The organism is Paraburkholderia sediminicola (genome assembly GCF_046027825.1).
Classification (GTDB): Bacteria; Pseudomonadota; Gammaproteobacteria; order Burkholderiales; family Burkholderiaceae; genus Paraburkholderia; species Paraburkholderia sediminicola_D.
This window is the reverse complement of sequence record NZ_JAQQDU010000176.1, coordinates 1-7,570: the sequence shown is the minus strand read 5'-3', so window position 1 is coordinate 7,570 and position 7,570 is coordinate 1. Positions and strand designations below refer to the sequence as shown.

At 63.0% G+C, this 7,570-nt stretch carries 8 protein-coding genes; 2 read left to right on the top strand and 6 right to left on the bottom strand.

Translation table 11 applies throughout. The annotated features are described in order from the left end of the window. The 5 genes from PQQ96_RS41090 to PQQ96_RS41070 all read right to left on the bottom strand — a co-directional run. Positions 1 to 1,025: fatty acid desaturase (locus tag PQQ96_RS41090; protein ID WP_408302999.1), on the bottom strand; the 1,025-nt coding region annotated here is incomplete at its 3' end. A gap of 226 nt (positions 1,026 to 1,251) precedes the next feature. Next, complete coding sequence (locus PQQ96_RS41085) at positions 1,252 to 2,034, bottom strand: CDP-diacylglycerol diphosphatase (RefSeq protein ID WP_408302998.1); 783 nt, start codon at positions 2,032 to 2,034, stop codon at positions 1,252 to 1,254. A 93-nt stretch (positions 2,035 to 2,127) separates the two neighbouring features. Then, positions 2,128 to 3,582 (bottom strand): indoleacetamide hydrolase, encoded by a 1,455-nt coding sequence (gene iaaH, locus PQQ96_RS41080; protein ID WP_408302996.1) that lies wholly within the window; start codon positions 3,580 to 3,582, stop codon positions 2,128 to 2,130. 201 nt (positions 3,583 to 3,783) lie between these two features. Then, entirely contained in the window at positions 3,784 to 3,999 is a 216-nt protein-coding gene (locus PQQ96_RS41075; protein ID WP_408302994.1) for a DUF6566 family protein, read from the bottom strand. 354 nt (positions 4,000 to 4,353) lie between these two features. After that, positions 4,354 to 5,013, bottom strand: a complete 660-nt coding sequence (locus PQQ96_RS41070) for an NADPH-dependent FMN reductase (RefSeq protein WP_408302992.1) — start codon at positions 5,011 to 5,013, stop codon at positions 4,354 to 4,356. Between the two features lie 460 nt (positions 5,014 to 5,473). Here PQQ96_RS41070 and PQQ96_RS41065 point away from each other — a divergent pair, with 460 nt between their 5' ends. Both PQQ96_RS41065 and PQQ96_RS41060 read left to right on the top strand, forming a co-directional pair. After that, positions 5,474 to 6,166 (top strand): J domain-containing protein, encoded by a 693-nt coding sequence (locus PQQ96_RS41065; protein ID WP_408302989.1) that lies wholly within the window; start codon positions 5,474 to 5,476, stop codon positions 6,164 to 6,166. A gap of 161 nt (positions 6,167 to 6,327) precedes the next feature. After that, positions 6,328 to 6,528 (top strand): hypothetical protein, encoded by a 201-nt coding sequence (locus PQQ96_RS41060; protein ID WP_408302988.1) that lies wholly within the window; start codon positions 6,328 to 6,330, stop codon positions 6,526 to 6,528. A 105-nt stretch (positions 6,529 to 6,633) separates the two neighbouring features. On the opposite strand, the gene PQQ96_RS41055 is transcribed toward PQQ96_RS41060, so the two are convergent. Further along, a partial coding sequence (locus tag PQQ96_RS41055; protein WP_408302986.1) for an MFS transporter occupies positions 6,634 to 7,570 on the bottom strand: 937 nt, incomplete at its 5' end.

Sequence of the window (7,570 nt, the reverse complement as noted above, 5' to 3'; positions counted from 1 at the left end):
CCTCGACGGACAACTACCATGAATTTTGCCCGCAATTTACCCGCAAAACTGTCGGAAGCGGGCGGATTCCTCTGGATCAAATCGGATAGATCGCCATAAGCCGGAGGAGCAACCGAAGCGAACGCATAAAGTTTCAACCATTCGCCGTAACCCTTTACCAGATAGCCGCCTGAGCGTTCTATGTATTGCCGTCGGGACGTTTCATAGACTTCCCGAAGCGCAAACCACGGCACATGCGGCAAGTCGTGATGAACCAGATGGTAGTTGTTGTTCAGGAACAGCAGGCGCCAGAACCATGCTGCTTCGTTGATGACGGTGCGGTGCTCGTGCGCATGGGCCGCGCGATGTTCCTGAAACGAGCGGATCGAGCCCAACGACAACGATCCATAACCTGCGCCGAGGATAAAGGCCCACGCCGGGATTGCGCAGACGCGTTGAAGCCACATCGTCAGCGCGGCCAACGCGGCGAGATGGGCGAGCCACATCGGGACATCGCGAAAATCGGCGCGTTTGATACTTCGGAGTGCATCGACACCCGTGGCCGCAATGGCGAAAGCCGGCCCAACCAGCAGGCGGCCGATAAACGTATTGCGGAACGTCAGCAGTGCGCGAATCGCAAAACCCGCGCGTTGCCACACACGTTGGCTGACGAAGTAGCTTTCGGGATCGCGCTCAGGAAGCGTCAGATGTGGATCGTCGTGATGCTGAAGATGCGAGTCACGGTAGACACCATACGGAAACCACACCGCGAGCGGCGCGAATCCCAGCAGTGCGTTGAAGCGCGGCGAACGCGTTGGATGACCGTGCAGCAGTTCGTGTTGCAGGGACATGTACCACGTGCCCAGTAACGCTAACAGCGCGGTGGTCAGTGGCAGACCGAGGGTGCGTGCATGCGTCGCCACACCGAACCATCCACCATAGATCGTGACGATCAGCAGCCACGTCGGCCATTCGGTGCGCCATGTCCAGCTTGCAGCCCGTCGGGCGAGTGCGTTGCGTTGCGTATCGTCGAGGTAAATCGCCATCGGCTGGATCGGTCGGAATGCAGGTTTAGACCGATCCTACGGACCAATCCACGCGACCAGAACCATTTTGTTCAGCAATGCATCTGCTTAAACATGCAAAAGCACATGCAAAAGCGGGGGGGCACATCGCTGGCCCTTACCCAGGGCCAGGCCGCCATCACCTGGCGCTCAGAACGCCTTGCAAGACCCTTGTGGATCCTGTTCGGGTATAGGCGCGGGAGACCGCTCATTCATCGTCCGCCACGCGGCACGCATGATCGAGCAAGCCTTCCGCCGTACCGCTGCCGTTGTCGACATCCAGACCGCTATTCACGACGAGCCAGCCGTCCTTTTCCGCCGACGGACCCGCACCGGTCACGAGGATGGTTTGCATTGCCATCGCCGCGGCGTTTGCGTTGTCACGCGCGACGATGCGAAACGGATTGTTCGCCTGCGTGAGCGACGTGACGCGCATGATCCGGTAGCGCTGGCCGTCGAGCGTATCCCAGCGCCACTCGCCAGGCGTGTCCTTCGCGTGGCGTGCGAGTGCATCGCTTACGTTGCTCTGCATGCAATCGATATGGATATGCAACTGGTTTTGCGAGCGGCGGTATTGCGAGTTGATCTCGAGGCCGAGTTGATTGTCGGGCAAGGACTTTTTGACGGACTTTTCGACGTAAAGTCGCGAGGCCCACGCGTCGTCCCAGTAGTCCTTTGCATCCGGCGCCAGCACGAGCGGGCTTTCTATGCCGGTGATGCGGTCGGTCGGCATCAATAGATGCTGTGAGCGGCCGACGATGTCCTTCAGGATGACATAGCGTTTGTCGAGATCAACGACTGTGCATTGGCCCGGTGTGCCGGTAGCCTGTTGCGACGGCACGCAGCGCACATCGACGATTTTCCAGAGCGCGTTCGGATCGACTGCGGCAAGGCGCGCGCAGGAGGCGGCGGTGAAGGCGACCGCCAGGGCGGCGGCGGTTCGCAGAAACGTTTGTCGAAGGCGGGGTGGTGTTGACGGTGTCATCGGCATGCGGATGCGGATCGGTGCTTACTTGTTGGAGTGTTCAACGGCATGGTCAATGGGCACCTTCGATGGCACCTTGCCAAGGCAACTTCAAAGCCATCAGAGCACAGGCGCCGACAGCACACCGAGCAATTTCTCGAATGCGACGCCGATTGCCAGCAGCCGCCGGTCCTCACCGAGCGGACCATCCAGTTCCAGGCCGACCGGCAAGCCGCTGTCGGTCATCCCTGCCGCCAGCGACAAGCCCGGAATACCGGACGTGCTGGCCGGGTCGGTATTGCGCAGGAACGCTTCCATCGTATCGATCGGCGCGGCGCCATCGATCGATACCGTCGACGAGCCGTTCAGGTCGTCAATCGGCACCGCGACGAGGCGTGTGGTCGGGAACAGGAGCGCGTCGAGACGCTCGTGCGCGAAAGTCGCCGCGACATACTCCTGCAAGCGCGGCCGCCAATGCTTCAGTGCTGCGTCGTAATGCGCGCCGAGCACGTCGGCAAGCACGCCGTCGTAGATCGCACGCACGTCCGGGCTCGCGATGCGGGCCGCCATTTCAGCCACTGTCTTGACCGGCGCATGGTTGGCGACGAGCCAGGCGAGCACGTCTTCGCGTGGCTCGTGGATCGCAATGGGACCGCCTACCTGGTCGTTCAAGGTTTCCAGTTCGCTCATCGCGACGGGCACGAAGGTGACGCCCGCTGCGTCGAGGCGGAGCAAGGCGGCGCGCGCGACCTGTTCCACCTGTCGTTCGAGCCCTTCCCAGAGCGGTGCAGGCAAGCCGATACGCAAGCCGTTCAGCGTAAGTGTGGGCAACGGTCCCGCTCCGGTGATCACGCCGTCGAGCAACGCGATATCGGCAACGGTGCGCGCCATCGGACCCACCGTGTCGCGCGTATGGCTGATCGGCACGACGGCATTCGGGTCGTGATAACGCCGCTCGGCGCCGCCGTTTCCGACCGACGGACGAAACCCCGCGATGCCCGTCAACGCGGCCGGAATCCGGGTCGAACCGCCGGTGTCGGTGCCGAGGCCCGCGGGTGCGATGCGCGCGGCGATCGCCGCAGCGGTGCCACCCGACGAGCCGCCGGGGATCAGGGTGGGGTCGTACGGATTGCGCACGGGTCCGGCGTGGGTGGCGAAGTTCGTGCTGGTGATGCCGAACGCCAGCTCGTGCATGTTGGCTTTGCCGAGCACGATCGCGCCGGCGTCGAGAAGCCGTTGTACCGAAGGCGCGTTCGTCGTCGGCACGAAGCCCTCCAAGGCGGGCGTGCCCGCCGAGGTCTGCAGGCCGGCGGTGTTGATGTTGTCCTTCACGACGATGGGCAAACCGGCGAGCGGCAATTGCGCTCTCGCTTCGGGCGGCAACGCGTCGATGCGTTGCGCGGCGGCCAGCGCGCCGTCGAGGTCGAGCGTGGTGAGCGCATTGAGGCTTGAGAGCGACGCCGCGCGCGCCAGCAGCGTAGCCATATAGTCGGCGGCTTTGATGCGCCCGGACTGGATCGCGGCGACCGCTTCCGTTGCGGTTAGTGCCAACTGTTCATCAACGGTCCATGTCATTGCAGGCGTCTCCTTGATCTGAAGTGTCGCCTATTCTGGCACAGCCGTTTGAGAACCGACGTCGAGTGGCGCAAGGTGGCCTGGGTTTGCCGGGTGGCCGGTCGTCGGACTTGACGGCGACTCGCCTTCTGGTTCTGCGCCGTGGACCGGCGTGATCGCTGCTACAGGGTCTTTGAGTGCGCCTTGGCGACCCCGCCGACATTACTTCCGGCTGTCGATCCACATGCGTCCCCATCGGAACGCATAGGCGAGCGCGTGTTCTTCGTCGAAGAAATAATCGAGCGCGTCGAACGAGTAGGCCTGGCCCTGGCTTGCAGAGGTTTTCTCGATGGTCAGGTTGGCGGCGAACAGGCCATTGGGAAGTCGTTGTGCAGCCGGTGCGACTTCGTAGCCCTTGTAGCGGATATGTGAGTTCATGGTCGTGGCAGTGAGTGTGCCCGCGTGTATTGCTAGGGAGCCGGCTCGCGGGACGCAACCTTGTGCGTCAGGCCACCGGTGAGTGAGCGGGCAGGATCAAGCGTAGGCCGCGCCGCGCAGCGGGTGAACCAATCTTTCGTCGTAAGCAAATCAGCGCGGTTCGGGAACAGTCTTCACAAGGCCGGATCGGACCTTAGTCGCTGAGCGTCAGGACACTATCCGACCTGATTGGCGGATGGTCTGTTATGTGGCGCACGGTTTGGAGTGGGGCGGCGCGGCCGCGTGGAGGAAACCGGCCGGTGAGGAAGGTTCGTGGACCGCGAGCCGCGATCCACGATGTCATACGATTCGCGCTTAGACCGCGTGCAGTAACCGGGCAGGTTGCGCTTCCTTGACTGCATTGCCGAGCGGCGCGGCCGTCGGCGTGCGATGCGCGTTGAACGCCAGGGCGAATTGCGCGGCCTGCTGGCCGACCGTGGCGAGCTGATCGACGACTTTGGCATCGGAACAGGTGTCGACAGTCTCGAAGCGCGTTTCCAGCGTGTTGATGCCGGCGCCGAACGGCGTGGGCCAGCCGCGCAACGCATGGACGATCGAGCGTAGGGACGTCAGCACCGAGCCGGCAGCCTGCCAGCCATAAGCGGTGACGATACAGCCGACCGCGCGGCCATCGAGATACGGCCGCTCATCGGCGCGCAACTCTTCGAGCGTGTCGAGCGCGTTCTTCACGAGGCCGGAGACGCCGCCGTGATAGCCGGGCGTCGCGATGATCAGCGCGTCCGCGTGGCGCACGGCCTCGATCAGTTCGAGCTGTTCGTCGGTGCGTTTAGGGTCTTCCGGCGCGTAATGGGGCAGGCTATGCAGGAAGGTGCCGCCGAACAGGCGGGTATTCGCGCCCGCGGCTTCCGCGCCGCGCAGCGCAATGCCGAGCGCGCGCTCGGTCGACGACGCGGCGCGTGTCGTGCCGCCGATGCCGATGACGAGCGGCCGGCGTTGATGATTGAAACTGGTCAAGGAAATGCTCCTTCGGTAGCGGCTCACGGGACGCTGGCGCGGGGCTGCGCGCAGACGCACCGGGGCGAACCGGACTTTGAAGTGTCATCTTAATTGCGGCCGCGAGCCGGGCGAAGCGACTTTTTGTTCTAACGATATAACTGTTGGGGGTATCGGCGGTCTGGCGGGCTGTCTGATGGACGCTTCGCAGCGGATGCGGTGTTCAGTGCTATGCAGTTGAAGCCAAGCCGGATAAGCATATGGCGAACCATTGTTTGGGGGCGCGATGATGCACGGCTATGATCGAGTCGTCTCCTCCATGACATCTCCTTGACATGGGATTCGGCCTCGCTACTCCTGTCGCGGGGCCTTTTTTTCGTCTGGTCTTTCAGTGGCGTCAGCGCTTGCCGCTTCACGATAAAGCCGTTTTGAGCGTGCTACGATGGCCCGCGAAGCGATTCACGGCGAGGTCGAGCAAGCGATGGCAACCCTATATGACACCCTCGGTGTGCCCATGCACGCCACGGACGAAGAAATCAAGCGGGCCTACCGCAAGGCCGCGATGAAATGGCATCCAGACCGCAACAACGGCGCCGAAGAAGTTGCGCGGGCCACGTTCCAGGAAATCAAGGACGCATACGCGATCCTCTCCGACGCCGCGCAGCGCAAGGTGTACGACTCGGTCTACACCGAGCAGATGCGCGGCTGGGAAGCGCAGCGTGCACGCCAGCAAAAAGCCCAGACTGAACGTGAGGCGGCGGTGCGTGCTGCGGACGAAGCGGCCTACGCGGAAATGGTGTCGCTCGCCATGCGTTTCGCCGACGACGGCCACAATCGGGATGTGCTGTTTGGCGTCCTGCTAGGACGTCGATGCGAGGCGCAGCGCGCCGCGCAGATTGCCGACAGTGTGTCGGCCTTGCAGGCGTCGCGGCGCGAGGCGGAGAAGGCGGCGGCTGCCGCCGAGGCGGCCGCGAAAGCGGCGCAGGCCCCTGAGGTTTCGCCCGAAGCGCCTACCCAAGCTGAGGCGGCGAGCGTGAACGAAGACGCGGCCAATCATGGCGCATCTGCTCAACGCAGCAATCCCGGCAAGCGCGAAGAAAGTGCCAGCGATGCCCACCCGGCCGGCGTACTGGGCGGACTCTGGTTCCAGTTTCTGAACGGCTTGCGGTTTTGAATAGACGTTTTTGGCCGCTAGATCAGAGACGTGGACCGAATTGATTTAGAGAGCAGCCTTCAGCGTTCGGAACTCCGCTTCTAGAATCAAAGACACGTCCCTGACGTGTGGCCGCGCTTTGCTTGACCTCCACGTCGCAGATTCCGGGAGGTATGACGGCCATGGTTACCTTTATCTTTGTCGTTGCAGTGGCGGCGTTTATCCCATACGTCGCTACGCCCGCCATTGTGAACGGCGTCAAGGCGATCAGCGCGCCGCCTGCGGCGATGCGGTTCGACCCTTCACCGGCAGCGTCCGGCGGTGCAAGCGACGCCGCCAATCGGATCGTGTCCGAATCGCGCGACAGAGAGGCTTCTGCTTGAGGGGCAAGCCGCCACGCGAAAACGCGGCGGTATTAGAGCAGTATCGACGCGCTAGTGAAGCGCGCTGAAAGCGGCATTCAGGCACCCCTGAAGCCGCTGCGTCGCTTACTTGCCGACCTGCTCGCGCGGCTGGAAGAAGGCGAGACATGCGCCGACGAACAGCGCCGCCGCAATCACATACATCCCCGCATTGGTGCTGTTCGTGACGTCCTTCATCCACCCGACGACGGTCGGGCTGACGAAGCCCGCCAGATTGCCCACCGAGTTGATCAGGCCGATGCCGGCGGCAGCCGCGCTGCCACCGAGCATCGCGCTAGGCCACGCCCAGAAAACCGGCATCGTGGCGAGCACACCCGCCGTGCCGATTGACAGCGCGATCATCGCGAGAACGACGTTCGAACTGAAAATCGTGGCGGCCAGCAGGCCCACGCTCGCCATCAGGCTCGCGGCAGCGAAATGCCAGCGGCGCTCGCGCAAGCGGTCGGCGCTGCGGGCAATCAACAGCATGGCGACGATCGCGCAGCCGTAGGGGATTGCGGTGAGCATGCCGACGTCCAATGCGTCCTTCACGCCGGCCGTTTTAATGAGCGTGGGCAGGTAGAAGCTGACGCCGTAGAGACCCATCATGCAGCAGAAGTAAATCCCGGCCATGAACCACACCCGGCCGTTGCTCAGTACGCTCGACAGTTTTGCGTGCAGTTTTCCGGCGCCGTCTTCTGCGACCCGTTGTTCGAGCAAGGTCTTTTCATCTTCCGTGAGCCATTTCGCCGAGCGGATGCCGTTCGGCAGATACTTCAGCGTGATGACCCCGAGAACGATCGACGGAGTGGCTTCCAGCAGGAAAAGCCACTGCCAGTTTGCGAGACCGTGCAGGCCATTGAATGCCTGCATGATCCATCCCGACAAAGGACCGCCGAGCACGCCGGCGACCGGAATACCCATCATGAACAGCGCATTGACGCGGCTACGGCGCGCGGCCGGATACCAATACGTCAGGTACAGCACGATGCCGGGGAAAAAGCCAGCCTCGGCGACGCCTAGC

Excerpts from the sequence above, each read along its gene's own strand:
- PQQ96_RS41065 (WP_408302989.1), top strand. The coding sequence starts at position 5,474 with ATGGCAACCCTATATGACACCCTCGGTGTGCCCATGCACGCCACGGAC.
- PQQ96_RS41075 (WP_408302994.1), bottom strand. The coding sequence starts at position 3,999 with ATGAACTCACATATCCGCTACAAGGGCTACGAAGTCGCACCGGCTGCA.
- iaaH (WP_408302996.1), bottom strand. The coding sequence starts at position 3,582 with ATGACATGGACCGTTGATGAACAGTTGGCACTAACCGCAACGGAAGCG.
- PQQ96_RS41085 (WP_408302998.1), bottom strand. The coding sequence starts at position 2,034 with ATGCCGATGACACCGTCAACACCACCCCGCCTTCGACAAACGTTTCTG.
- PQQ96_RS41060 (WP_408302988.1), top strand. The coding sequence starts at position 6,328 with ATGGTTACCTTTATCTTTGTCGTTGCAGTGGCGGCGTTTATCCCATAC.